Below are 23,465 nucleotides of genomic sequence, written 5' to 3'. Positions count from 1 at the left end.
GGAATTATTGCCCGATCATATATCGGTTATGAATGTTTATACACGCGGAAAATAGACTAGGTGGATGGGTGCTTGCTGCTCTAGGCTCTGGCCCATGTTCTACGAACCTCGAAGGTAGCCCCCGATGGATTTCGCCTATTCGCCCAAGGTCCAGGCACTGCGCGAGCGCGTCACCGCGTTCATGGATGCTTATGTCTATCCCGCCGAAGCGGTGTTCGAGCGTCAGGTCGCCGAGGGCGACCGCTGGCAACCCACTGCGATCATGGAGGAGCTCAAGGCCCAGGCCCGCGCCGAGGGGCTGTGGAACCTGTTCTTGCCCGAGTCGGAGTACGGCGCCGGGCTGAGCAACCTGGAATACGCGCCACTGGCCGAGATCATGGGCCGCTCGCTGCTCGGGCCAGAGCCGTTCAATTGCTCGGCACCGGACACCGGCAACATGGAAGTGCTGGTGCGCTATGGCAGCGAGGCGCAGAAACGCCAGTGGCTGGAGCCTTTGCTGCGCGGCGAAATCCGTTCGGCATTCGCCATGACCGAACCGGACGTAGCTTCCTCGGATGCCACCAACATGGCCGCCACCGCTGTGCGTGATGGCGATGAATGGGTGATCAATGGCCGCAAATGGTGGACTTCCGGCGCCTGTGACCCGCGCTGCAAGGTCATGATCTTCATGGGCCTGTCCGACCCCGAAGGGCCACGCCACCAGCAGCACTCGATGGTGCTGGTGCCGACCGACACGCCTGGCGTGAAGATCGTCCGGCCATTGCCGGTGTTCGGTTACGACGATGCGCCACATGGCCATGCCGAGGTGCTGTTCGAGAACGTGCGCGTGCCCTATGAGAACGTGATCCTGGGTGAGGGCCGGGGCTTCGAAATCGCCCAGGGCCGCCTGGGGCCAGGGCGTATCCACCACTGCATGCGCTCGGTCGGCATGGCTGAGCGGGCACTGGAGCTGATGTGCAAACGCTCGGTAGAGCGCACGGCCTTTGGCCGGCCTTTGGCCCGCCTGGGCGGTAACGTCGACAAGATCGCCGACTCGCGCATGGAAATCGACATGGCACGCCTGTTGACGCTGAAGGCGGCGTACATGATGGACACGGTTGGCAACAAGGTCGCGCGCAGCGAAATCGCCCAGATCAAGGTGGTGGCGCCGAATGTGGCCTTGAAGGTAATCGACCGGGCGATCCAGCTTCATGGTGGCGCCGGGGTGAGCGGTGATTTCCCGCTGGCGTACATGTACGCGATGCAGCGCACCTTGCGCCTGGCCGACGGGCCGGATGAAGTGCACCGGGCGGCGATCGGCAAATATGAGATCGGCAAGTATGTGCCGGTGGAGATGTTGCGTAGTTCCAGGTGAAGGTGATGGCCTTTTTGCTGGGTTACCGGCGAGAAGGCCATCAACGGCTCACGGTGTCTTGAGATCCACTACCAGGTCTTTGGCAGCCTTTACCGCCAGCACACTCATGAGCTTGCTCATTTCATCTTGGCGACCGATGCCGCTTTCTGTCCCACCGCCCATCATCACACGGGGTACCGGGGCTCGCGCCGCCGCATCGGCCCAGACGCGATTGATCTGCACCAGTGCATCCAGCTTGGTTTGCAGGGCGCCATCGGCCTTGATCGATGCCTCACGGGCATGCGCCTCGGCATCAGCCGTAATCCGGGTGGCCTCCGCATTTACCCGGGCCTTGTCACGTAACAGTTCAGCGGTCTGCTTGTCGATCTCGGCTCGCCGTTTTTCTCGCTCCGCGTTGATCAGTGTCAGTTGCTTCTCTGTCTCGGCGGCCGTGGTGCGTTCGATCTGTTCCCGCAGGCTTTCTTGGCGCTTGGCTTCGACATCCTTGGCTCCCCGGGCAGAGACAAGTTCCTTTTCCTCTTCCTCCTTGAGCCTGTTCTGCCGAGCCACTGCCAGTTCCGCCAATGCCTGCTGCACCCGAACCATGCGTTGCTGATATTGCGGATTGGGGTCTATATGCGTCACCCGAGCATCGACGACTTCGACGCCGAACAGTCGGAACTGTTGCTGCTTGCGCAGTTCCTGGCCGTTTTTGTCGAGCTTCTTCTCGATGACGAAACGGGTCGCTGAGTTATCGCCAAAGTTACCCTGTTCCGTACCGGACTGGAGGATGGCTGTCTGAGCCGGAAAGTGGTCGCGCTGCACACGGATTTCCTTACGGCTGGTCAGGTACAGGCCATTGCGCAATTGGTTTTCGAATTCGGCGCCGAAGTGGCTGCGGTTACCGGCGTAATAGTCATCCGCGCTCATCAACGAAGCGGTGGCCTGCAGCGTTTCTTTGACCGCCGGCAATAGTGCACGCTGCAGGAAGTTGTCCGGTGTGCGGTACTCCTGGGCGATCTTCAGGAAGTCGTCGCCCGATGGCAGGCGAAACTGGGTACTGAATTCGGCCTTGGCGTCCACGTTGCCCAGAAACACGATGGGCAGGTTTTCCAGCGTTACTGAAGGGTGGCCACTGCGGGCCTCGTCCTGGCCGTCCACCTGCAGGGCCGACTGCACACCGATGGTCCGACGCCAGACGGTACTGCGACCAAACCATTTGGTTGCGTAGCCTACATCCTCAACAACTTTTTCTTCACCGAAGATTGTCCGTACATGAGTCATCTGGCCTGCTTCGTTGTAGAACAACACGGCGTTGAACAATGCCGCGAGAGCGCCGACGAGGAGCACTGGGATGGCAACTGCGGCGACCACCTTGCGGTTAATGCGAAGTTGGCGGAGGTCAGGTACTTGAGGTTTTTGCATGGGAACTCCTTGTCCTGGGGAACTCGCATGCTGGCAAAGAGTGAGGTGACCAGACAATCAGGAATGTTGGCGGGGGTCGTAGGAACGTTTCATTCTGGGTGCATGGAATATTCTCAAGAGCATTCTGTAAGTAAAGTGATCAGTTCTTGTAAGAAGCGTCTGGTTTTCACGTTCTGGCAGTAAAAGCCCTGTTGCAGCTGTTAGGTTTCGCCACCTCACTTATGCACAGGGAACTTGCCGATGCGTGTCAACCTGGGTGGAAAAGGTCAGGCGGTAGACGGTGATGTCACCACGACTGGCGCTGTTTGCATCGCTACAGGTCTCGGCTATTTGAGCAATGGCCGCAGGGTGCTCAGGGAGGGAGACAGAACAACACCCTGTCCCCTCTGTGGCGATGAAGGCACCGTCGCGGAAGGCGTTTGGCACTTCATTTCCGACGGTCATGCCGTGGCCATGGATGGGGCGCTGGTGGATTGTGGTTGTCCGTCTGGCAGTAACCGGGTCGTGGCGCCGTTGGATGAGGTTCCGTCACCCATCCGGACGTTCGCGACTAACCGTGTGATGTCTATTGTGCCAACGGCCGGTGCTCAAGCAGACAACTTCTCGCAAGGGGCAGTGACTGCTTTGTCGGGGTCAATGGAGCCGGGCTTCTATGTGGTTCCCAGAAACATGTCGTTTTCCCAGGTTCTGCTGCAGTTGTCCGAGCAGGACGCCACCTTGCCGATCTCCCGTTTGCAGCGGCTCAACCCTACCTTCGTTCATGGATTCAAGGCTGGGGAAATATTCGTCATTGGTGACCCTGACAACGGCGATGCCTGTACCCATGAGGAAGCCAAGCTGATGGCTGCGGCCCAGGATGCCCGGCACGCGTTGGCGGTGCTTGATTTTGCCGAATCGGATTTCATGATGCAGCACCAGGCCGAGATAGCGGGCTTGCTCAGTAATGCGAGCCAGTCGATGGGCGTGGGCAAGGACATGTTGGATCAAGGGTTGAAACAGGTCCGGGAAACCTTGAACCAGATCGAGCAATTGCATCAGCGTGAGTTTTTGCGGCATGGGCACTTGAACAGTCGAGCGTTCTTTGCGTCGCGGCGTCAGTTGCTACAGCAATTGGATGGACAGTTGAAGGCGGCATTGCTTAACAAACAGCTGAACTTGGGCAGTTATGAACGCCTGAAAAAGAGTCTGAATATCTCGACCAAAAGCCTTGTGCACCATTGGTCGAAGGCGGGTGGAGCGGGGCAGATACCGGGTTATGCGACGCATCTCGATAAAGTGGCGAAACTCTCCAAGTACCTCAAACACGGTGGGAATGCCGCAATTGGACTGAGTGGTGCTTCGTCGTACCTCAATGTGAGAGAGGTCTGTCAGGCAGGCAGCACAGAGGAATGCAGAAAAGCCCGTTTCGTAGAAGCCGGAAAATTCAGCGGGGGCGTCGGTGGTGGCGTGGTAGGTCCGATACTGGCCACTGCAGCGGTTGGCACATTGTGTGTTGGCTTTACCGTGAGCACAGTGGGTGTAGCGGCTCCGCTGTGCGGCATTTTAGTAGTAGGGGGCGGTGGCCTAGCTGGCAGCAAACTTGGAGAACTAGCCGGCGAATATACGGGGGAGTTTCTCTATGAGGTGTCAGATGACTGACATTCATGCCTGGCCCGCCATTGTAAAGCTGCTGTTTCTTGTTGTGCCTTTTTTAATCAGTATGGTGGGTGTTGCTGTCATTGCGTACACTACTTTGAGTCGAGATTATCACGTTGTATGCTCTGCGATCACGAGCGATCCTCATATGGAGGCTCTGAAGGTAGCTTGGGGTACTTCCACTATAAAATGGAGGATGCTTTTGATATGCGCTATTGGCTGGCTTTTTGTTTTTCCAAAGTTGGCCTTGCGTCGTGGGCAGTTGAGTGCGGATGAGCTAAACGAATTTCCGCCCAATCTAAGGCGTCGACTTGTAGTGTCTTTATGGCTGACCGCTATAGGTTTTATGGGGATGGCGATTTTCACTTTGCTTCTTGAGCTTTCCAAGCAGTAAGTGAGTATTTTAATTTTCATACCAACACTCTTCGCGGCGCACCGCCGCGAAAATCGTCTTAACTGACAGAGTTATGCTTCGTGTCTGTAGCCTTGATCGCAGTGTTTTTTTCAGTGGCGGTGTGCTCCAGCGGATTGCCCTCTGTTGCCACCTTACCCCCCCGCGTCTTGACCAACGACACCACCACCCCACCCAGCAACAGCCCAAACGTCACCCCCAACGAAAGCAACGCCGGCACCTTGCCCACCATGCCGTGGTAGAAGATCTTGCAACCAATAAAGATCAACACCAACGCCAACGCATACTTGAGGTAGATAAACCGGTGCATCAACGCTGACAAGGCAAAGTACAGCGAGCGCAAACCGAGAATGGCAAAGATGTTCGAGGTGTAGACAATGAACGGGTCCTGGGTAATGGCGAAGATCGCCGGCACGCTGTCCACGGCAAACACCAGGTCGGCCAGTTCGATCAGCACCAGCGCCAAAAACAGCGGCGTGGCATAACGCAGCGCCTTGCTTTGCCCGGGCGGTGTCTGGCGCACGAAGAAGTGCGAGCCATGGATCTGGTCGGTAACCCGCATGTGCCGGCGCACGAACTTGATAATCGGGTTATTGGCCAGGTCCGGGTTGCTGTCTTCCTTCGACAGCGCCATCTTCACCCCGGTAAACAGCAGGAAGGCGCCGAAGAGGTACAACACCCATTCAAAGTTCTGCACCAGCGCCGCACCTACGCCGATCATGATCGCCCGCAGGAACACCACACCCAGAATGCCCCAGAACAATACCCGGTGCTGATAGCGGCGGGGGATGGCGAAGAAGCCGAAGATCATCGCCATGACGAACACGTTGTCCATCGACAGCGACTGCTCGACCAGGAACCCGGTGTAGAACTCCAGCGCCGACTGCGCGCCCAGCTCGAACCAGACCCAGGCACCGAACAGCACACCGACGCTGAAATAGCCCGAGTACAGCAACAGGCTCTCGCGCATTTCGATCTCGCGGTCCTGGCGGTGCAGCACGCCCAGGTCGAGCACCAGCAAACCGATGACGATGGCCATGAACACCAGCCACAACCAGGTGCTGGTGCCGAGAAACGGGGTGGTGAGAAATGTGTGCAGAGCTGTCATGAGCCCCTCCTTGATTGTCGACGTTGCATGGCAACAGTGATCCGACATGGCGGCTTGGCAGCCGTCAGAGGGGCCCGGTATCACATAGGCTTGAGCCTAGTCCCCTTTGCCTGGGATGCCGAACGCCGACCTGTTACATTTCTTTGCCTGATGTGAAGGCGCCTCAATACACCCACACTTCCACCCGCCGATTGCGCAAGCGCCCTTGTTGCTGGTCATTGCCTGCCACCGGCAGCTCATCGCCCATCCCGGTCACCTCCAGCACGTCCACGCCATCGCGTGCCAGCTCGCGGCGCACCGCCAGCGCTCGCAAGCGTGAAAGCAGCGCCGCGCGCCCCGGTGTTTCCTTGGGGTCACCAAAGCCCACCAGCACCACCTTGCTGTGCAACTTGCCGGCCTGGCGCAGGTACTCGGCCACCCGCTGTACATCGCGCAAGGCCTTGTTGTCGAGGCTGGCGCTGCCCTCCTGAAAGCGAAAGTTGACGCTCAGCCGCTGCGCGTGCTGGGCCAGCGTGCGGTAGCGCGGCGGCATATCGGCCTGGGGGGGGACAGGCTGGGCCTTGACCTGCTGCGAGACGAAGCCCAGCTGGGCGACGATGGCCTGGCCGGCAGGGCTCTGGGCGAATTCTGCCAGGGCCCTGGCCTGGGGCTTGGCATTGGCTGGCAGGTAGAAGTACAGGCGGCGCGACAGCGGGTAGTCCTCGCTGGCCACCTGCGAACGCTGCGGCAGCATGGCCGCTGCATCCCCCTCGGCTACCGCCAGCACCTTGGCCCCATGCACCGCTGCCAGGCTGCTGAAGCCAATAGCCAGGCGGTCGGCGCTGACCCGTTCGGCAAGTTCGTCACTGGACTCGAAGCGCTGGGCCTGGGCCGACAGTTCGCCTCGATGAGGGTCGAGCACCAGTGCCTTGAAAGTCTCGAAGGTGCCGGAGCGATCGTCGCGGGCGTACAGGTGAATCACGTCGCCTGCAATGCCCAACGCGTCCCATCGCTGGACCTGCCCCGAAAAAATCTGCGCCAGTTGTTGGGTGGTCAGTTGCGGCAGCGGGTTGTCGGGGTGGACGATCACCGCCACGCCATCAAGGCCGATGACCTGTTCGGCGCTGGCTGCGCGCAAATCGCCCAGGGCCCGCAGTTGCTGGACTTCCGCGTCGTTGATCGGCCTCGAAGCGGCAGCCAGGTCGGCCTCGCCCCGGCCCAACGCCGCGAAGCCGGTGCTGGAACCGTGGGCGGCGATGTCGATACGCAACGGTTGCCCGCGAACGTCGCGGGCGGTGATGACGGTTTCGTTGGCGTGCACACCGGGCGCCTGTTCGATGGCAGTTGCCTGCTGCGAGCGCAATTGCGCCTGAACCAGGGCGGGTAGTAGAGCGGCACCGATGGTATTGGAGCCCTGCACGCGCAAGTGCGCGAACTCGGCCAGGGCCGATAACGGTAGCACGGCAAGCAGAAGGAGCAGCAGGCGGGGCATGCCGGGCTACCTGTGGCAAAGAGTTGCCCGGCAGATTACGACGGTGGCGTGATAGAAATGTGACAGCCGGGCGATAGTGGGCCAGGGGCTGGCCCACTATCGGGCGAGTCGAATCAGTGCGCCCCTGCCGACTTGCTCAGGTCACTCTCCGCCCACTCGGTATAGATACACGCATCGGCCACCGCCCAGCGCACGCTCACGGTATCCCCCGGCTGCATCGGCATGCCTGCCGCAGACAGCGCCTTCACGGTCATCTCGGTACCGCCTGCGGTGACCACGTGGCACGTCTGGCTTTCACCCAGGAACAGCACCTCGGCCACCTTGGCACGGACTTCGTTCCAACCGGCTGGCAGGGGTTGTGCCGCCGCCTGGGCAGCGGTCAGTGCCAGGGCCTTTTCCGGGCGCACCATGATCAGCGCCTGCTGGTCGGCAGCCAAGCCTGCGGTCAGGCGGATTGCCACCGGCTGGCCCTCGAAACTGCCCGTACCATTGCTGCTGGCCTTGATCCGCAGGAAGTTTGAGTTGCCCAGGAACGAGGCGACGAACGCGTTCGGCGGGTTCTGATAAAGGTCGTAACCGCTGCCCAGCCCAACGATCTTGCCGTGGCTGAAGATGGCGATGCGCTGGGACAGGCGCATGGCTTCTTCCTGGTCGTGGGTCACGTAGACGATGGTGATCCCCAAGCGCCGGTGCAGCTGGCGCAGTTCGTCCTGCAGGTCTTCACGCAGCTTCTTGTCCAAGGCGCCGAGGGGTTCGTCCATCAGCAGAATGCGTGGCTCGTAGACCAGCGCCCGGGCGATGGCCACGCGTTGCTGTTGGCCACCCGACATTTGCGAGGGCTTGCGGTGGGCGAATTTTTCCAGTTGCACCAGCTTGAGCATGGCGTCGACGCGCTTGTTGATCTCGGCGGCGCCGAGCTTGCGGATGGCCAGCGGGAAGGCGATGTTGTCGCGCACGTTCAGGTGCGGGAACAGCGAGTAGCGCTGGAACACCATGCCGATATCACGCTTGTGCGGCGGTACGTTCACCAGCGACTGGCCCTCGACCAGAATCTCGCCGCTGCTCGGGGTTTCGAAACCAGCCAGCATCGACAGGGTGGTGGACTTGCCCGAACCGCTGGAGCCGAGGAAGGTGAGGAACTCGCCGTCCTGGATCTCGAGGGCCAGGTTGTCCACGGCGGTGAAGTCGCCGTAGTGCTTGTTCAGGCCGCGCAGGCTGACCAGGGTCTGGTTGTGCGCGTTGTCTTTGATCACTGCACTCATTGTTGTTCTCCGGGCACTCAGGCGTTGACTTCGGTGCGCCGGCGCAGGGCGGCGGCAATAATCATCACAAGCAGGGACAGGCCGATCAGCAGGGTCGAGGCCACCGCTATCACGGGGCTGAGGTCCTGGCGCAAGGTGGTCCACATCTTCACCGGCAGGGTCTGCAGGTCGGGGCTGGCCATCATCACGCTGAGCACCACTTCATCCCACGACACCAGGAAGGCGAACAGGCCGCCGGCGATCATGCCGGGGCGGATGGCTGGGAAGGTCACCTTGAAGATCGCCTGCAGGCGCGAGGCCCCGCAGATGACCGCGGCGTCTTCGATCGACTGGTCGAACAGCTTGAGCGAGTTGATGATCGAGATGATGGTGAAGGGCAGGGCGACGATCACGTGGCTGACCACGAACGCGAACAGCGTGCCGGTGTAGCCAAGCTTGAGAAACAGCGCGTACACCGCCACGGCGATGATCACCAACGGCACGATCATCGGCATGGTGAACAGGCCGTAGAGCATCTCGCGGCCGGGGAAGCGGCCGCGCACCAGAGCAAATGCGGTGGGCAGGCCCAGCAGTACCGCGGCGACTGTGGTGAGCACGGCGACTTTGAGGCTGGCCAGGGCCGCATCCATCCACTCGGGGTTGGAGAAGAACTGGCCGTACCATTTGAAGGTCCAGCCCGGTGGCGGGAACACCAGCCACTGGGAGGAGCCGAACGACAGCAGCACGATGAACACCACCGGCAGCAGCAGGAAGGCGGCGATGACCCCGGTGGTCAGGTACAGGCCGGTACGCAGCGGGCGGCCCATGGCATTGGGTGACAGGAGCATGGCGGATTACCTCGCGTTGCCGACCGGGGATTCCGGCTGCAGCTTCAGGTACAAATAGAAGAGCACCAGGGTGATGAGCACCAGCAGTGCGGCGGCGGCGCTGGCCAGGCCCCAGTTGAGGAACGACTGCACCTGCTGGATGATGAATTCGGGCAGCATCATGTTCTGCGCGCCACCGAGCAGGGCCGGGGTGACGTAGTAACCGAGCGACATCACGAACACCATCAACGCCCCCGAGAACAGCCCCGAGCGGCACAGCGGCAGGAACACTTTCCAGAAATTGGTCCATGGGCTGGCCCCACAGATCGACCCGGCTTGCAGCACCATCGGGTCGATGGCATGCATGGTCGCCTGCAGTGGCAGCACGATGAACGGGATCATGATGTAACTCATGCCGATCACCACGCCGGTAAGGTTGTGCACCATTTCCAGCGGGGTATCGATGATACCCATGGCCATCAACGCCTTGTTGATCACCCCCGAACTCTGCAGCAGCACCAGCCACGAGTAGGTGCGTGCCAGCAGGCTGGTCCACATCGACAGCAGCACGATGTTCAGCAACCAGCGGCCCCAGCCGTTGGGCACCAGGGTGATTGCCCAGGCCAGCGGGAAGCCCAGCAGTACGCTGATCAGGGTGACCACGCCAGCGACCGAGAAGGTGTTGAACAGCACCCGTGCATAAGCCGAGTTGGCGAACAACTGCTCGTAGTTGCCCAGGCCCGGCACCGGCTCTAGCACGCCACGCAACAACAGGCCGATCAGCGGGGCGAAAAAGAACAGGCCAAGGAACAGCAGGGCAGGCAGCAGGTTACGGCTGCCTTTCCAGCGTTGGCCCAGGCTTGCGCGGCGGGGGGCGGTTCCCGGGGCACCGGTGCCCGTAGGGGCACCTTGCGCATTGTGCAGGGCGTTGATGGCGACTTTCATTTGACCAACCACTCATTCCAGCGCGCGGCGATGGCCTGACCGTTCTTCGCCCAGTAGGCGAAGTCCAGCGTGACCTGATCCTGGGCGTAGGCTGTCGGCAGGTTTTGCGCGAGGTCTTTATCAAGCTTGGCGACGCTGTCGACGTTCACCGGCGCGTAGGCGGTCTTGTTGGCGAATTCGGCCTGGCCTTCGGCGCTGCTGGCGTTGGCCAGGAACTTCATGGCCGCGTCCTTGTTCTTGGCGCCTTTGGGGATGACCAGGAAATCGGCCATGACCAGGTTCTGCTTCCAGCTCACGCCAACCGGCGCACCGTCTTGCTGCAGGGCGTAGACGCGGCCGTTCCAGAACTGCCCGAGCGAGGCTTCACCCGAGGCCAGCAGTTGCTGCGACTGGGCGCCACCGCCCCACCAGACGATGTCTTTCTTGATGGTGTCGAGCTTCTTGAAGGCGCGGTCCAGGTCCAGCGGGTAGAGCTTGTCGGGCGCGACGCCGTCGGCCAGCAGGGCCAGTTCCAGCACGCCGGGGCTCGGCCACTTGTACAGGGCACGTTTGCCAGGGTAGGTCTTGGTGTCGAACAGCGCGGTCCAGTCCACCGGCTTGTTGGCGCCGAGCTTGCCTTCGTTGTAGCCCAGCACGAACGAGAAGAAGAACGAGCCGACGCCATGGTCGGAGACGAAGCGCGGGTCGATCTTGTCGCGTTGGATGGTGTTGAAGTCGAGGGGTTCGAGCAAGCCTTCGCTGGCGGCGCGCAGGGCGAAGTCGGCTTCGACATCGACCACGTCCCACTGCACATTGCCGCTCTCGACCATGGCCTTGAGCTTGCCGTAGTCGGTTGGGCCGTCCTGGACGACTTTGATGTTGGTCGATTTGCTGAAGGGTACGGCCCATGCTTCTTTCTGGGCGTCCTGGGTGGTCCCGCCCCAACTGACGAAGTTCAGGCTGTCGGCGGCCTGTGCGGCCTGACATGCCAGGGTCAGCAGGCTGGCGGACAGCACTGCGGTTACACGTTTGCTCAACAGCATGGTTACGCCCTCGTTGCTTTTGTTATTCGAGGCGGGGCTTTTGGTGCGCCCGCCAACAGTATTCGGGGAGCAGCTAAAACAAAGTGTCGGTGGCCGATTGTGAGTGTAGGTGCCGGCCTGAAGATTTAAGGTCTACGGGATATCATATTATGGTATTCCAAACTTTTGGCAAGAGGGGAAGGCGACCGGCCATCACTCCGCCGTCATCAGGCTGCCGCTCCTACAGAGCCCTGTGTCAGCTGACCGTCACCGGCTCGAACGGTATGCTCTGCACCACCTCCAGCTCATACCCCGCCAGCCCCGCATACTTCAGCGGCGGCCCCAGGTGGCGCAACTTGCCCACGCCCAGATCCTGCAGAATCTGTGCACCAGTCCCGACTTCCGAATACACCTTCGACTGCCCGCGCTGGTAAGGCCGCACCGGCTGGGTCAGCTGCGGCACCCGTTCAAGTAACGCCTGCGAAGATTCGTGGTTGGCCAGGACCACCACCACGCCAGTGCCTTCTTCGGCGACCTTCTGCAGCGCCGCCCACAGCGTCCAGTTGGCCGGGCCTGCATATTCGGCGCCGACCAGGTCGCGCAGTGGGTCGATCACATGCACACGCACCAGGGTGGGTTGCTCGCGGCGGATGTCGCCCATGACCATGGCCATGTGCACGCCACCTTCGATGCGGTCTTCGTAGGTGACCAGGCGGAAGGTGCCGTGCACGGTGGGCAGTTCGCGTTCGCCGATGCGTTTGAGGGTCTGCTCGGTGCTCAGGCGGTAGTGAATGAGGTCGGCAATGGTGCCGATCTTGATGCCGTGCCTGGCGGCGAATATTTCCAGGTCCGGGCGGCGCGCCATGGTGCCGTCGTCATTGAGCACTTCGACGATCACTGAGGCCGGTGTGAAGCCAGCCAAACGCGCCAGGTCGCACCCGGCTTCGGTGTGGCCGGCGCGGTTCAGCACGCCGCCTTCGCGGGCGCGCAGGGGGAAGATATGCCCTGGCTGCACCACGTCTTCAGGCCGCGCGTTCGGCGCCATGGCCGCCGCCACGGTGCGCGCTCGATCGGCGGCGGAAATGCCGGTGGTGACGCCGGTGGCCGCTTCGATCGACACGGTGAAGGCCGTGCTGAACACGCTGCCGTTGGCCGGGACCATCTGCTCCAGGCCCAGCCGCTGGCAATGATCGTCGGTCAGCGTCAGGCAGATCAGGCCACGCGCCTCACGGGCCATGAAGTTGATGGCCTGGGCGTCACAGCGTTCGGCGGCGATCAGCAGGTCGCCTTCGTTTTCCCGATCTTCGTCGTCCACCAGCAGGACCATCTTGCCTTGCCGGTAGTCCTCAAGGAGTTCTTCGATGCTGTTGAAAGCCATGTTGCACGCTCGCTGTGATGGGATGATTATTATGGTATACCATCATACATAAAATTTTTTGTGGCAGGAGAGCAGCGGATGAAAGCGTATTGGATCGCCCACGTGGACGTGACTGACCCTGAGCAGTACCAGCAGTACACCCAGCGGGCGCCTGCCGCCTTTGCTGCGTTTGGCGGGCGGTTTCTGGCTCGGGGTGGGCGTAGCGAGGCGATGGAAGGGCGGCCGACGCCGCAGCGCAGTGTGGTGATCGCGTTCGATTCGTATGAGCAGGCGGTGGCTTGTTATCGGTCCGCGCTGTACCAAGAAGCGTGCAGCCATCGCCAGGGTGTGGCGAAGGCTGAGGTGATCATCGTCGAAGGGATCGAGTTTTGAGCTGATCAATGAAGGCGCTGGCCGATGGGCGCTTGGTAAGCCTGCTGGAAGGGCGGACGCCACGGATGAAATGATCGGGCGTGTGCGGATCCGCGAAGGGGCCGGTACAGGCTATGCTTGCCCCATGAGCCTACCACCCAACCTTCGCCAACCTTGCCCCCCTGGCGCCTGTAACTGCGGCCGCGAGCACCTGGCCGAGCACCCGGCGGCGGCGCAGCGCATCCTTATGCTCACCCGTCAGGAAGAAAAGCGCCTGCTCGAGCGGTTGGAGAACCTCAAGGACCTGGACGACCTGCAGCGTTTGCAGCAACGGATGTACGAGAACCTGGGCATTCGTGTGCGCATTGCCCCGGGGTTCAACGAGGTGCGGACCATGCGCGGGATCGTCATCGAACTGGACGACCAACCGGGGCTGTGCCGCAAGACTCGGCAATTGATACCGGCGGCCATACGGCGGGGGTTGGAGCGTAATCCGCAGGTGGCGTTCCGCTTGCTGGATGCCTATGATCTGCTGCGCGATGCTTGAAGGGTGTACGCCAAAGGGCGGCCCGCAACGTGAGGGCTGTAATGGCGTTGGCGAGCAATCGATTCATCTCGGTCATTTTCCCGCCACATCGGCCAGCACCCTCAAGGGAATATGCCCCTGAGTGAGGTGTTGGCGCTTTATGGTTTCGGGTTTCAAGGAGGACGCTGACAGATGTCACGCATAGGTTTGGTACTGACACCCGGTTTTGCTGATTGGGAATATGCTTTCATTGCAGGAACCGCATCACCGTTTTACGGCATTGATGTCCGTTTTTTTGCCCCTGTTCCGGGGCAGTTCCACTCGCAGGGCGGGCTGGCGGTCACGGTGGACAGTGGGTTGCAACAGTGTTTGGAATGGAAGCCAGATGCAGTCGTCATTGTTGGCGGCATGGGCTGGGAACAGCCGCAAGCACCGGATATTGGCGACTTTCTTCGAGCTAGCCGGTTCGCGGGGGCGACAATCGCTGGAATATGTGGGGGCACGTTGGCACTGGCGAGGGCAGGCCTTCTCGATACAACACCGCATACCTCGAACAGTGCAGATTACCTGAAACAGAATGCCGCCCACTATAAAGGGGAGGCGCTTTACCAGAGCGGTACACGCGCCAAGGCTGCGGATCGAATCATCACGGCACCCGGTACTGCACCTGTTAGTTTCACCTGCGAAGTGTTTGCAGCGGTGGGGCTATCGCCAGAGCATGTTCTTCAATTGCGGTCCATGCTGGCAGCTGAGCATGAATAACCGATTAGGGGCACCCGTTACATTCCGCCCAAGCCAAGCCCCTGGCAGGTCCCTCTTTTTAAACCCCTAATTTTTCCAGCACCTCCTACGTCTATTTGAGAACCGTCCTACGCCAAGCGCGTACCGGCACCTATCACTCAAGGAGACAGGCAATGACTTCCGTTTTCGACCGCGACGATATCCAGTTCCAGGTAGTGGTCAACCACGAAGAGCAATACTCGATCTGGCCCGACTACAAGGCAATCCCCAATGGCTGGCGTGCGGTAGGCAAGAGCGGCCTGAAGAAAGACTGCCTGGCCTACATCGACGAGGTCTGGACCGACATGCGCCCGCTGAGCCTGCGCCAGAAGATGGCCGAAGCTGCAGCCCAGTGACAGCGCTGAACCTGCTGTGCCTGCCGTATTCCGGGGCCAGCGCCATGGTCTACAGCCGCTGGCGGCGCAAGCTGCCGGCCTGGCTGCAGGTGCGGCCAGTGGAGCTGCCCGGGCGCGGCGCGCGCATGGCGGAGCCGCTACAGACCGACATGCAGGCGCTTGCCCGGCAATTGGCGGCCGAGCAGCGCCTGGCGGCTAGCGCGCCTTATGCATTGCTCGGCCATAGCCTGGGCGCGCTGCTGGCCTTCGAGCTGGCCCATGAGCTGCAGGCGCTGGGTTGCCCGCCGCCGCTGGCGTTGTTCGCCTGCGGCACCGCTGCACCCACCCGGCGTGAAGACTATGACGGCAAGAACTGGCGCGAGCCCAAGCGCGACGATGAGCTGATCAGCGAGTTGCGCGAGCTCAACGGCACGCCAGAGGAAGTGCTGGGCAACGCCGAGCTGATGAGCCTGACCTTGCCGATCCTGCGCGCTGACTTCTTGCTGTGCGGCCGTTACGCCTACCGTCAGCGGCCAGCGTTGCAGTGCCCACTGCACGTGCTGGGCGGCGAAGATGATCGGGCCAGCGAGGAGCAACTGCTGGCCTGGCGCAAGGAAACCCTGGGCGACTTTTCGTTGGAAGTGTTCCCCGGCAGCCATTTCTTCATCCACGAACACGAAGACCGCGTGCTCGGCGTGCTGGCTGCGTCGCTTGAGCCGCATCGGCTTTCTGCCTGATTGACGTCACCGCTTGCCTGGGGGAGGCTAGGCCTTTTCCCAGGCAAGGGGCAGACAATGCTGATCGATCCACACAAGGCCACGTTGCTGGTCGTCGACATCCAGGAAAAACTCATCGGCGCCATGAGCGACCCCGAAGGCACGCGTGCACGGGCGCGCTGGTTGTTGGCGGCGACTGCCGATCTGGAACTGCCGACGGTTATTTCCGAGCAGTATCCCAAGGGGCTTGGCCATACCGTTGCAGCGCTCCTTGCGGCGGCGCCCGCTGCCGAAGTGGTGGAAAAAACCCATTTCTCCTGTGTGGCCGCCGAGTGCCTGCCGGCCAGCCTGATGGCACGTGATCAGGTGATCGTCTGTGGCATGGAAACCCACGTCTGCGTCTTGCAAACCGTGCTCGGCCTGCTGGCGTTGGGCAAGCAGGTGTTCGTGGTCGAAGATGCCTGCGACAGCCGCACTACGGCGAGCAAGGCCGCAGGGCTGGCACGCATGCGGGCAGCAGGGGCGCACATCGTGACCCGCGAGATGGTGCTGTTCGAGCTGATGGGCAGCGCTAGCCACCCGCAGTTCCGCCATATCAGCAAGACCTACCTGGTCGGTGAGCAGCCCTGAACGCTCGGTTACTGGCGGCGGCGCTGACGGCCCTGGCGCTGCTGCAAGGCTGCGCTGGGCGTCGTGAAGAAGAACCTGAAGCAGACCCTGCCAAGGTGCGCGCCCAGCTGTTGCGGTTGTTGCCCGCCCAGGCCAAGGACCGTACAGGTTGGGCCAAGGACATTCAGCAGGCCTTCGAAGCCCAGCGTATTGCGCCCAGCAAGAGCAACCTGTGTGCGGTACTGGCGGTGACTGAGCAGGAGTCGACCTTCAACGCCGACCCGCAGGTACCCAACCTCGGGCGCATCGCCCGCGAAGAAATCGACCGCCGCGCCGCGCGCCTGCACATCCCCCGCTTGCTGGTGGATGGCGCGCTGAAAACGCCCTCCGGCAACGGCCAGACCTATCAGCAACGGCTGCAAGGGGTGCGCAGCGAGAAGCAACTGAGCGCGCTGTTCGACGAAGTCATCGCCCGCCTGCCACTGGGCAAGACGTTGCTCGGCGGGCTTAACCCGGTGCACACCGGCGGGCCGATGCAAGTGAGCATCGAGTTCGCCGAAAAGCATGCCAAGGACTACCCCTACAGCTATGACGGCACGATCCGCCAGGAAGTGTTCAGCCGCCGTGGCGGCATGTATTTCGGCATCGCCCACCTGCTGGGCTACCCAGTGCATTACGATCGCCAGCTGTACCGCTTCGCGGATTTCAACGCAGGCTGGTACGCCAGCCGCAATGCGGCATTCCAGGCGGCGCTGAGCAAGGTGGCGGGTGCTGACCTGGCGCTGGACGGTGACCTGATTGCCCCCGGCGCGATCATGCCCGGTACCACTGAGCTTGCAGCGCGCAAGCTGGGGCTGAAGCTGGGTTTGCGTAACCCGCAGATTCGCAGCCAGCTGGAATCGGGTGACAGCCTGGCCTTTGAAGACAGCAAGCTGTACCGCGGTGTGTTCGAGCTGGCGGATGCGGCGGTTGGCAAACCGGTCGCGCGGGCGGTATTGCCGGGGATCGAGCTGAAGAGCCCGAAGATTACCCGTAAGCTGACCACCGCGTGGTTCGCAGGCCGGGTGGATGAGCGTTATCAGCGGTGCATGAAGCGCTGAATGTTGATTGCCTGTGCGGGCCTCTTCGCGGGGCAAGCCCACACAACTGTGGGAGCGGGCTTGCCCCGCGAAAGGGCCGGTACAGACAGCATCAGCTTTCGCTCAATGCCCCAACCACCTGCTCAACACTGGCCTTCAACCCGGCCACCGCATCATCGGCATCGCTGTCCACCACCAGCAACTTCGCCCCGGCGGCCTTGATCACCTCAGCCACCGCCGGCTCCGGCTGGCGATGGTCCAGCACCAGCGCCACGTCCTGGCTTTTCAGGTTTTCCTCCAGCGCCTTGAGCGCCGCCGCATCCCATTTGCCCTCGGCCGGTAGCGCCTGCTCCACCACATCCAGGTTCAACCCGCTGGTCAGGTAGCCCAAGCGCTCGGACAGGCTGACCACCGTCAGGTTGTCGGACTTTGCCAGCTGGGTCTGGCTGTTGGCCGTCAACTCCAGCAACTGGCGCTTAAGGCCCGCGAGGTTCCCTTGGATCTTCGCCTTGTCAGCCGGTGATAACCGCTCCAGGTCATTGGCGACCACATCGGCCATACGCCCAAGGTTGGTCGGGTTCAGCCATGGGTAGGCACCGTAGGCGTCGTCGCCGGTCACCGCAATCCCTGGCAAGGCACCGTCCACCGGCCGTGCCGCATCAATTTCCACGATGCGGATATTGCTGCGCCGGGCCATCGGGTAAAGCGGGTCGTCTCGCCAGATCGAACGCACGCCGATGACGGCGTCGGCCTGTTGCGCGGCTTTTTCCAGGGTCGCTGCGCCGCGCCCGCTGAAGTAGGACGGCTGGCGGCTGGCCGGCAGGTTGGCGGGTGCTGCGCGCTTGAGCTGTACCGAGGTGCCGTCGAGCAGGGCCGTGGCCAGGCTGTGGGTGACGGGCAGGGTGGTCAGCACTTGTGTGGCAAAAGAGAGCGAGGGCAGGCCCGCCAGGGCCAGTGCCAAGGTCAGCTGTTTCAGGTTCATGCCGGGTTTCCTTGCAGGCGTGGAACGAGGGCGCGGGCCAGCGCGGCCAGGGCGAAGCAGATACCGGCGACCAGGATGATCGCAGCGCCAGAGGGCACCGGCAGGTCGCAGACAATCGGCAGCAGAATGCCCAGCAGGGTGCTTAGCGTAGCGATCAGCACCGATATGAAGAAAAAGCCCTTGAGCGACTGGCTGACCAAGCGTGCGGCGGCAGCCGGTATCACCAGCAGCGCACCGACCAGGATGGCCCCGATCACCTTTACCGAGGCCACGGTGACCAAGGTCACCAGCACCACGAACAGGTAGTCCAGGGTCTTCACCGCCACCCCGCGTACGGCCGCCAGCTGCGGGTTGAAACTGGCCAGCATGATGCGGTTGTACAGCGGCAAGGCCAGCGCCAGCACCAGTACCGCGACAACACCCAGCACCACCAGGTCCTGGGCGCTGACGGTCAGCACCGAGCCGAACAGCACGTTTTCCAGGATGTGCACGTTGATCTTGCCCGCCAGCATCAGCAGCAGGCTTGCACCCAGGGCCAGGGACACAGACAGGAACACGCCGATCAGCGTATCCGGCGACAGCCCGGTGCGGTTACGCAGGAAGTTGAGCAGGATGCCGAACAGCAGGCAGTAGCCAAACAGGCTGCCATAGGGGCCGGTATACGGCTCGCCCAGCAGGATGCCGATGGCAACCCCGGTGAGCGCAGCATGGCCAACGGCCTCGGAGAAGAAGGCAAAGCGCTTGACCACCACCAGGGTGCCCAGGCCGCCCAGTACCGGGCCGATCATCAGCCCGGCCAGCAGGGCATTGACCACGAAACCGTAGGCCAGTGCCTCGGGCAGGTAGCCGGCGTTGGCCCATTGCTGGACCAGTTGGCGGAATGCTTCAAAGCTCATCAGGCAAGGCTCTCGCTGCGCGGGTGAACGGAGAACAGGCTGAGCAGACGCTCAGGGGTCAGGGCCTGTGCGGGTGGGGCGTCGAACAGCACCTGACGGCTCAGGCCCGTGACCCGGTCGGCCAGGCGCAACACGGCTTGCAGGTCGTGCTCGATCCACAGCACGGTGGTGCCGGACTGACGCCAGCCCTGCAGCAGTTGTTCGAACACCTGGATGCCCGCTTCATCGAGCGCTGACATGGGTTCATCCAGCACCAGCAGTTGCGGCTCGGGAATCAAACCTTGGGCCAGCAGCACCCGCTGGCGTTCGCCGCCAGACAGCGCGCCCATGCGCCGTTTGCGCTTGTCGAGCATGCCGACCCGGGCCAGCGCGGCATCGATAGCCGGTTGCACGCGGCGCGACAGCCCGAGAAAGGCGGGCCGGCGCTGGCACATGGCGGCCATGAAGTCGTCCACGGTCATCGGCAGGCCACGGTCGAACTCCAGGGCCTGGGGCACGTAGCCGATCACTTCATGGGCGCTCGGCCAGTGCAGGGTCAGTTGGCCCTGGTGCGGCATCTGCCCGAGCAGGGTCTTGATCAGCGAGCTCTTGCCGCCGCCGTTGGGGCCTACAATCGCATGCACGCTGCCGGCGGTCACGCTGAAGGTGACCTGTTCGAGAATGCGGGTACGGCCCAGTGTCAGGTCGATGCCGGCGAACTCGATGCGTGGCCCGTTGCACGCATCGAGGTGAGCGGCGGCGGTCATGCGCGGTTCTCCTGGATGGCGCGGACCACGGTGTCGAGGTTGCGCTTCATCTCCACTTCGTACTTCTCCTTGGTGTAGTCGCCGTAGGAAATGTGTGTCAGCGGGTACAGGCGCACGCCAGACTCGCGCTGAATGGTCTCGACATAGGCGGACGGGAAGTCCATTTCCGAGAAGATCACCTTCACGTCCAGCGCCTTGAGCTGGTCGATGGTCTTTTTCAGCTGGGCCGGGCTGGGCTCGATGCCGTGGGCCGGCTCGACCACTGCGGTAACCTCCAGGCCGAAGTCACGCACCAGGTAGTCGTAGGCCGCATGGATGGTCGCGACGCGGAAGGTGGCGCTGGGGGCTTCGGTGACCTTGGCCAGGGCTTCGGCACGCAGGGCGCGCAGGCGTTTGGCGTAGGCGCGGGCGTTTTGCGTGTAGAGCTTGGCGTTGTCCGGGTCGAGCTTGCCCAGTTCCCGGGCAATGTTGTTGACCTGGGCAATGGTGGTGCTGATCGACAGGAAGGTGTGCGGGTTGACCACCTTGCCGGCGCCCCGGGCGGCGATACCGGTGGCCGCCAGCAATGGCACGTTCTGGTTGGCCTCGATGGTGTGGATGCCAGGCTTCTCGCTGGCGGCGATCATGCGGTCGGCGAAATCGTCATGGCCGACGCCGTTGAGTACCACCACGTCCAGCGTGCCAATGCGCTTGATGTCTTCCGCCCGCGGCTCGTAGGCATGCGGGTTGAAGCCCGCCGGAATCAGCGGCACCACTTCGGCCTTGTCGCCGACGATGTTGCTCACGTAGCTGTAGTACGGGTGCAGGGTAATGCCGATGCGCAATGGCTTGCCGTTATCGGCCAGGGCCAGTGCCGGCAGGGCGATGGCCAGGAGCAGGGCGAGGGCGGAGCGGAACATGGGGGAGTCCTTGGGTTCAGTGACGGTGTTCGCGGGTGACCCCGGCGTCGTAGTGGCTGACCACCTGCTGCCAGCCGGCGGCGATCAGGGCAGCGTGGCCCAGGTCGTCCGGGGTGACGGCGGCGCTGTCGCGACGTAGCCAGACATCCGCCTGGCCACTGCTGTCGCCAGGCAAAATCAGCAACAGGCTGCCTGCCACCTGTGGGGCTTGGCTGCGGCCCAGATAGGCGCCTATTGCCAGCCACGACCACTGGTGGCCACCGCGGCTCTGGCTGCCCGCATCGACCACGAAGGGTGGCAGGCCTTCGTCGGCCAGGGTTTGCACGCTGGGCACGGCGGCGTTTTCTTCACGCAGCAGTTGGATCTCGTCGAAGGCCACCCGCAAATCGGTGTACAGGCCCTGCTCGGCGGCGGTGAGGTCGCGGCGGGCGTCGATCTGGTGGCTGGCGATGGTCTGCTCGTCCTCGCGTTCGCCACGCAGCATCACCACCGTGGCGGCAAGCACCACGATCAGCAGGCTGGTCAGCAGCACGTACAGGGTTTCGTGCCCGGCGCCGGCCGGGCGTACCACTTGGGTGCGGCTTATGGTTGGGCTGTTCATTGCTGGGCTCTTCATTACTGGCCAATGTCGGCGTAGTCGACTTCGACAACGTGCCCAGGGCCTGCATCGAACAGTACGTAGAACTCACCGTCGGGGCGCTTGAAGGTGAGGGTCGAGTCATCGCCCAGCTTGCCGCCGACCAGCACCTGCTCGTCGTAGCCGATCACATCCAGGGTCACCCCCGGGGCGCCGCTGCCGTCCGAAAAGCCGCCAGTGCATTTGACCTGGCCGTTGGCGACCTCTTCGCATTCGCACATCGGGTTGTGCGCCAGGGCGGGGCCGGCGACCAATACCAGCAAGGGCAGGGCGAGCCTGCGCATCAGGTGTTTCATTTCTTGCCTCCTTGTTTCGCGAGCCAGGCCACGGTGGCGGGCGATGCCTTGGCCAGGGGGACCGAAGCCTGGTGCATGCTGCCGTCCCAGCCTTCGAGGGTGATCCAGATGTGTGCATCAGGCTGGGTGCGTGGCGGTATCGGCAGGTTGGTGCCCATGCGATACGGCGCACCGAAGAAAATGGTGCCGGCGGCGCGCAGGCTGCGCGGCTTGCCGATGCGCAGGTAGACAGCCTTGACGTCGTTGATGCAGGCCTTGCACAGCGAGGCGTTGAACGACTTGAAGTGGCCAGCCGGGCCGTCGGCGCGTGGCGCCTCGTCGCGCAGTTCGGCCAGATCCAGGCTGTAGGGGCCGACCTGGATGTCGCTGATCGCGTTCACGCCAAGCCCGGCGTCGCCGCGAAACAGCCTGGCGTCGGCGAAGTACTTGGGCATGAAGCCAAGCGGGATGAGGATCAGCAGAATGTTCAGGTGAAAACGCCATTTCAGCCACAGCTGCTTGAGTGGGCTGGCGGGCAGGGTCTGGGCCTGGCTCATGGGTGGATCTCCACGGTGGTTTCGCGGCTGGCCGCGCGTGGCGCACGCTCGCTGCGCTTGAGGGCGGCGGCGGTCGCCTGGGCGGTGCGTTTGGTCCAGATCAGCAGGCCGCTGAATACCATCAAGGTGAGGATCAGGCCGAAGAAGAACCAGATCAGCTTGATCGCCAGGCCGCCAAAGTCGCCGGTGTGCAAGGGGCGCATGGACTCGGTGACAAACTCCAGGGTGGAGCGGTCGCTAAGCAGGAACTGGCTGTCGACCTTGCTGGTGTACGGGTTGACCGAAGCGGTCTGGAACATCAGCGGATACCAGCCGCGCCCACCCATTTCGACATGGCTGTAGGCCGTGGAGGGCAGCGAAATGAAGGCGATCTCAAGGCCCGGGATCGCCAACCCGGCAATGCGCGCGGCCTCGTCGATGTCGATACGCGGGGCCGGGCTGCCGTCTACCGTTTGCGGCACTTCTTCACGGGCGATCACCGGCACGATCGGTTCGGTGGAGATGCTGATATTGTTGTCGGACAGGATGGCCTGGATCAGGAACCAGGTGCCGGTAATGGAAATGACCGCGATGAACCAGATCGACCAGACCCCGGCCAGGCGGTGCAGGTCACCCCAGAAAATACGCGAGCCATGGCCGGTGCGTATTGGCTTGAAAAAGCCTTTCCAGAACTTCTTGTACACCACAAGGCCTGTGACCAGCGAAGCCAGCATTGGCAGGCCGAGAATAGAGACCAGGTACCAGCCCCAGCTGAAGCCACTGGTGAAGGGCACCAGCCACCAGCCATGCAAGGCACGGGTGAAGGCTTCGAAGTTGAAGTCCGGGCTCTTGCCCTGGATCGCCCCGGTGTAAGGGTTGACGTAGAGCGTCGGGGTGGTGCCGTCGGGGAAGGTGACGCCGGCGTTGAGGGCGAAGTGCGACCCGTCGGGCTGCCTCAACGAATGCACGATCATGTCGGGTTCGGCCTTGTGCAGGGCATCAAGCACTTGCTGGTAGCTCAGGCGTTCGGCATCGCCGTCCGGCTTGCTGGCGCGCACGTCCGGGTTGGCCAGCCAGACGATCTCCTGGCTGACCACGGCGAGCATGCCGGTAAAGCAGACGATCAGCACAAAGAACCAGATCGGTAGGGCGAGCCAGCTGTGGACCAGGAACCACAACTTGGATTTGGATTTTTTCGGTGATTTGGCCATCTGATCGTCTTCTGAAATGGGTGGTCGAGCTTATGCCCAACCAAGAGGGCTGCACCTATAAAGACGAATGAGAATGGAAATCCTGCCGTTTTAAATGCAAGCAAATGTTTC

At 62.3% G+C, this 23,465-nt stretch carries 26 protein-coding genes; 10 read left to right on the top strand and 16 right to left on the bottom strand.

Translation table 11 applies throughout. The features are described from left to right. The first annotated feature begins 124 nt into the window (after nt 1–124). Nucleotides 125–1,354 carry an acyl-CoA dehydrogenase gene (locus tag ACSSU5_RS00865; RefSeq protein ID WP_264312702.1) on the top strand — a complete coding sequence of 410 codons (1,230 nt, stop codon included), beginning with the start codon at nt 125–127 and terminating at the stop codon, nt 1,352–1,354. A 48-nt stretch (nt 1,355–1,402) separates the two neighbouring features. On the opposite strand, the gene ACSSU5_RS00860 is transcribed toward ACSSU5_RS00865, so the two are convergent. After that, nucleotides 1,403–2,758: an SPFH domain-containing protein gene (locus ACSSU5_RS00860; RefSeq protein WP_492560396.1), complete on the bottom strand. Its 1,356-nt coding sequence runs from the start codon at nt 2,756–2,758 to the stop codon at nt 1,403–1,405. Between the two features lie 240 nt (nt 2,759–2,998). Between ACSSU5_RS00860 and ACSSU5_RS00855 the strand changes: the two genes are divergently transcribed. Together ACSSU5_RS00855 and ACSSU5_RS00850 are read left to right on the top strand one after the other, a co-directional pair. Further along, nucleotides 2,999–4,396 (top strand): PAAR domain-containing protein, encoded by a 1,398-nt coding sequence (locus tag ACSSU5_RS00855; protein WP_492560395.1) that lies wholly within the window; start codon nt 2,999–3,001, stop codon nt 4,394–4,396. Then, a complete protein-coding gene (locus ACSSU5_RS00850; protein ID WP_492560394.1) occupies nt 4,389–4,787 on the top strand; it encodes a hypothetical protein in 399 nt (132 codons plus the stop codon). Before ACSSU5_RS00855 ends, ACSSU5_RS00850 begins: the two co-directional genes overlap by 8 nt. Before the next feature lie 58 nt (nt 4,788–4,845). Here ACSSU5_RS00850 and ACSSU5_RS00845 read toward each other — a convergent pair whose 3' ends face one another. The 7 genes from ACSSU5_RS00845 to ribBA all read right to left on the bottom strand — a co-directional run bounded on the left by ACSSU5_RS00845 (nt 4,846) and on the right by ribBA (nt 12,776). Next, entirely contained in the window at nt 4,846–5,913 is a 1,068-nt protein-coding gene (locus ACSSU5_RS00845) for a TerC family protein (RefSeq protein ID WP_264312706.1), read from the bottom strand. A gap of 163 nt (nt 5,914–6,076) precedes the next feature. After that, nucleotides 6,077–7,384, bottom strand: coding sequence for a substrate-binding domain-containing protein (locus ACSSU5_RS00840; protein WP_492560393.1), 1,308 nt, complete (start codon nt 7,382–7,384; stop codon nt 6,077–6,079). Nucleotides 7,385–7,497: 113 nt separating this feature from the next. Beyond that, nucleotides 7,498–8,646 (bottom strand): ABC transporter ATP-binding protein, encoded by a 1,149-nt coding sequence (locus ACSSU5_RS00835; protein WP_492560392.1) that lies wholly within the window; start codon nt 8,644–8,646, stop codon nt 7,498–7,500. 17 nt (nt 8,647–8,663) lie between these two features. Then, nucleotides 8,664–9,473, bottom strand: coding sequence for an ABC transporter permease (locus tag ACSSU5_RS00830; RefSeq protein WP_047581016.1), 810 nt, complete (start codon nt 9,471–9,473; stop codon nt 8,664–8,666). Nucleotides 9,474–9,479: 6 nt separating this feature from the next. Beyond that, entirely contained in the window at nt 9,480–10,397 is a 918-nt protein-coding gene (locus tag ACSSU5_RS00825) for an ABC transporter permease (RefSeq protein ID WP_264312709.1), read from the bottom strand. Then, nucleotides 10,394–11,419 (bottom strand): polyamine ABC transporter substrate-binding protein, encoded by a 1,026-nt coding sequence (locus ACSSU5_RS00820; protein ID WP_264312710.1) that lies wholly within the window; start codon nt 11,417–11,419, stop codon nt 10,394–10,396. The genes ACSSU5_RS00825 and ACSSU5_RS00820 overlap by 4 nt, the downstream gene beginning before the upstream one ends. 235 nt (nt 11,420–11,654) lie before the next feature. Then, nucleotides 11,655–12,776, bottom strand: coding sequence for a bifunctional 3,4-dihydroxy-2-butanone-4-phosphate synthase/GTP cyclohydrolase II (ribBA, locus tag ACSSU5_RS00815; protein WP_492560391.1), 1,122 nt, complete (start codon nt 12,774–12,776; stop codon nt 11,655–11,657). 78 nt (nt 12,777–12,854) lie between these two features. Here ribBA and ACSSU5_RS00810 point away from each other — a divergent pair, with 78 nt between their 5' ends. The 7 genes from ACSSU5_RS00810 to ACSSU5_RS00780 all read left to right on the top strand — a co-directional run bounded on the left by ACSSU5_RS00810 (nt 12,855) and on the right by ACSSU5_RS00780 (nt 17,193). Further along, nucleotides 12,855–13,148 carry a DUF1330 domain-containing protein gene (locus ACSSU5_RS00810; protein WP_264312712.1) on the top strand — a complete coding sequence of 98 codons (294 nt, stop codon included), beginning with the start codon at nt 12,855–12,857 and terminating at the stop codon, nt 13,146–13,148. A 124-nt stretch (nt 13,149–13,272) separates the two neighbouring features. Next, a complete protein-coding gene (locus ACSSU5_RS00805) occupies nt 13,273–13,674 on the top strand; it encodes a hypothetical protein (protein WP_264312713.1) in 402 nt (133 codons plus the stop codon). A gap of 171 nt (nt 13,675–13,845) precedes the next feature. After that, nucleotides 13,846–14,415: a DJ-1/PfpI family protein gene (locus ACSSU5_RS00800; protein ID WP_492560390.1), complete on the top strand. Its 570-nt coding sequence runs from the start codon at nt 13,846–13,848 to the stop codon at nt 14,413–14,415. Between the two features lie 152 nt (nt 14,416–14,567). Then, entirely contained in the window at nt 14,568–14,789 is a 222-nt protein-coding gene (locus ACSSU5_RS00795; RefSeq protein WP_003256222.1) for an MbtH family protein, read from the top strand. Then, complete coding sequence (locus ACSSU5_RS00790) at nt 14,786–15,505, top strand: thioesterase II family protein (protein ID WP_264312715.1); 720 nt, start codon at nt 14,786–14,788, stop codon at nt 15,503–15,505. Before ACSSU5_RS00795 ends, ACSSU5_RS00790 begins: the two co-directional genes overlap by 4 nt. A gap of 57 nt (nt 15,506–15,562) precedes the next feature. Continuing rightward, complete coding sequence (locus tag ACSSU5_RS00785) at nt 15,563–16,114, top strand: hydrolase (protein ID WP_264312716.1); 552 nt, start codon at nt 15,563–15,565, stop codon at nt 16,112–16,114. Further along, complete coding sequence (locus tag ACSSU5_RS00780) at nt 16,111–17,193, top strand: DUF1615 domain-containing protein (protein WP_492561292.1); 1,083 nt, start codon at nt 16,111–16,113, stop codon at nt 17,191–17,193. The genes ACSSU5_RS00785 and ACSSU5_RS00780 overlap by 4 nt, the downstream gene beginning before the upstream one ends. 91 nt (nt 17,194–17,284) lie before the next feature. On the opposite strand, the gene ACSSU5_RS00775 is transcribed toward ACSSU5_RS00780, so the two are convergent. Genes ACSSU5_RS00775 through ACSSU5_RS00740 form a run of 8 tightly spaced genes read right to left on the bottom strand, consistent with a single transcriptional unit; the run spans nt 17,285 to nt 23,354 of the window. Further along, the gene (locus ACSSU5_RS00775; RefSeq protein ID WP_264312717.1) at nt 17,285–18,154 is read right to left on the bottom strand and encodes a metal ABC transporter substrate-binding protein; all 870 of its coding nucleotides are present in this window, start codon (nt 18,152–18,154) and stop codon (nt 17,285–17,287) included. Next, nucleotides 18,151–19,050, bottom strand: a complete 900-nt coding sequence (locus ACSSU5_RS00770) for a metal ABC transporter permease (RefSeq protein WP_264312718.1) — start codon at nt 19,048–19,050, stop codon at nt 18,151–18,153. Before ACSSU5_RS00770 ends, ACSSU5_RS00775 begins: the two co-directional genes overlap by 4 nt. Further along, entirely contained in the window at nt 19,050–19,796 is a 747-nt protein-coding gene (locus ACSSU5_RS00765) for a metal ABC transporter ATP-binding protein (protein WP_264312719.1), read from the bottom strand. Before ACSSU5_RS00765 ends, ACSSU5_RS00770 begins: the two co-directional genes overlap by 1 nt. Then, a complete protein-coding gene (locus ACSSU5_RS00760) occupies nt 19,793–20,695 on the bottom strand; it encodes a metal ABC transporter substrate-binding protein (protein WP_264312720.1) in 903 nt (300 codons plus the stop codon). Before ACSSU5_RS00760 ends, ACSSU5_RS00765 begins: the two co-directional genes overlap by 4 nt. Before the next feature lie 16 nt (nt 20,696–20,711). After that, entirely contained in the window at nt 20,712–21,281 is a 570-nt protein-coding gene (locus ACSSU5_RS00755; RefSeq protein ID WP_264313903.1) for a DUF6162 family protein, read from the bottom strand. Between the two features lie 29 nt (nt 21,282–21,310). Continuing rightward, nucleotides 21,311–21,628 carry a hypothetical protein gene (locus tag ACSSU5_RS00750; protein WP_264312721.1) on the bottom strand — a complete coding sequence of 106 codons (318 nt, stop codon included), beginning with the start codon at nt 21,626–21,628 and terminating at the stop codon, nt 21,311–21,313. Beyond that, complete coding sequence (locus tag ACSSU5_RS00745; RefSeq protein WP_264312722.1) at nt 21,625–22,164, bottom strand: PA2404 family protein; 540 nt, start codon at nt 22,162–22,164, stop codon at nt 21,625–21,627. Before ACSSU5_RS00745 ends, ACSSU5_RS00750 begins: the two co-directional genes overlap by 4 nt. Further along, nucleotides 22,161–23,354, bottom strand: a complete 1,194-nt coding sequence (locus tag ACSSU5_RS00740; protein ID WP_492560389.1) for a PepSY-associated TM helix domain-containing protein — start codon at nt 23,352–23,354, stop codon at nt 22,161–22,163. Before ACSSU5_RS00740 ends, ACSSU5_RS00745 begins: the two co-directional genes overlap by 4 nt. Nucleotides 23,355–23,465 lie beyond the last annotated feature (111 nt).

The sequence above is a fragment of the Pseudomonas sp. E1MeOHC2 genome (assembly GCF_058745025.1).
Note: the sequence above shows the minus strand (reverse complement) of the source record. Positions and strands in the feature narration are given on the sequence as shown.

Excerpts from the sequence above, each read along its gene's own strand:
- ACSSU5_RS00770 (WP_264312718.1), bottom strand. The coding sequence starts at position 19,050 with ATGAGCTTTGAAGCATTCCGCCAACTGGTCCAGCAATGGGCCAACGCC.
- ACSSU5_RS00765 (WP_264312719.1), bottom strand. The coding sequence starts at position 19,796 with ATGACCGCCGCCGCTCACCTCGATGCGTGCAACGGGCCACGCATCGAG.
- ACSSU5_RS00835 (WP_492560392.1), bottom strand. The coding sequence starts at position 8,646 with ATGAGTGCAGTGATCAAAGACAACGCGCACAACCAGACCCTGGTCAGC.
- ACSSU5_RS00850 (WP_492560394.1), top strand. The coding sequence starts at position 4,389 with ATGACTGACATTCATGCCTGGCCCGCCATTGTAAAGCTGCTGTTTCTT.
- ACSSU5_RS00865 (WP_264312702.1), top strand. The coding sequence starts at position 125 with ATGGATTTCGCCTATTCGCCCAAGGTCCAGGCACTGCGCGAGCGCGTC.
- ACSSU5_RS00760 (WP_264312720.1), bottom strand. The coding sequence starts at position 20,695 with ATGTTCCGCTCCGCCCTCGCCCTGCTCCTGGCCATCGCCCTGCCGGCA.
- ACSSU5_RS00785 (WP_264312716.1), top strand. The coding sequence starts at position 15,563 with ATGCTGATCGATCCACACAAGGCCACGTTGCTGGTCGTCGACATCCAG.
- ACSSU5_RS00810 (WP_264312712.1), top strand. The coding sequence starts at position 12,855 with ATGAAAGCGTATTGGATCGCCCACGTGGACGTGACTGACCCTGAGCAG.
- ACSSU5_RS00805 (WP_264312713.1), top strand. The coding sequence starts at position 13,273 with ATGAGCCTACCACCCAACCTTCGCCAACCTTGCCCCCCTGGCGCCTGT.
- ACSSU5_RS00845 (WP_264312706.1), bottom strand. The coding sequence starts at position 5,913 with ATGACAGCTCTGCACACATTTCTCACCACCCCGTTTCTCGGCACCAGC.
- ACSSU5_RS00745 (WP_264312722.1), bottom strand. The coding sequence starts at position 22,164 with ATGAGCCAGGCCCAGACCCTGCCCGCCAGCCCACTCAAGCAGCTGTGG.
- ACSSU5_RS00775 (WP_264312717.1), bottom strand. The coding sequence starts at position 18,154 with ATGAACCTGAAACAGCTGACCTTGGCACTGGCCCTGGCGGGCCTGCCC.
- ribBA (WP_492560391.1), bottom strand. The coding sequence starts at position 12,776 with ATGGCTTTCAACAGCATCGAAGAACTCCTTGAGGACTACCGGCAAGGC.
- ACSSU5_RS00740 (WP_492560389.1), bottom strand. The coding sequence starts at position 23,354 with ATGGCCAAATCACCGAAAAAATCCAAATCCAAGTTGTGGTTCCTGGTC.
- ACSSU5_RS00855 (WP_492560395.1), top strand. The coding sequence starts at position 2,999 with ATGCGTGTCAACCTGGGTGGAAAAGGTCAGGCGGTAGACGGTGATGTC.
- ACSSU5_RS00830 (WP_047581016.1), bottom strand. The coding sequence starts at position 9,473 with ATGCTCCTGTCACCCAATGCCATGGGCCGCCCGCTGCGTACCGGCCTG.
- ACSSU5_RS00860 (WP_492560396.1), bottom strand. The coding sequence starts at position 2,758 with ATGCAAAAACCTCAAGTACCTGACCTCCGCCAACTTCGCATTAACCGC.
- ACSSU5_RS00750 (WP_264312721.1), bottom strand. The coding sequence starts at position 21,628 with ATGAAACACCTGATGCGCAGGCTCGCCCTGCCCTTGCTGGTATTGGTC.
- ACSSU5_RS00820 (WP_264312710.1), bottom strand. The coding sequence starts at position 11,419 with ATGCTGTTGAGCAAACGTGTAACCGCAGTGCTGTCCGCCAGCCTGCTG.
- ACSSU5_RS00840 (WP_492560393.1), bottom strand. The coding sequence starts at position 7,384 with ATGCCCCGCCTGCTGCTCCTTCTGCTTGCCGTGCTACCGTTATCGGCC.
- ACSSU5_RS00795 (WP_003256222.1), top strand. The coding sequence starts at position 14,568 with ATGACTTCCGTTTTCGACCGCGACGATATCCAGTTCCAGGTAGTGGTC.
- ACSSU5_RS00800 (WP_492560390.1), top strand. The coding sequence starts at position 13,846 with ATGTCACGCATAGGTTTGGTACTGACACCCGGTTTTGCTGATTGGGAA.
- ACSSU5_RS00825 (WP_264312709.1), bottom strand. The coding sequence starts at position 10,397 with ATGAAAGTCGCCATCAACGCCCTGCACAATGCGCAAGGTGCCCCTACG.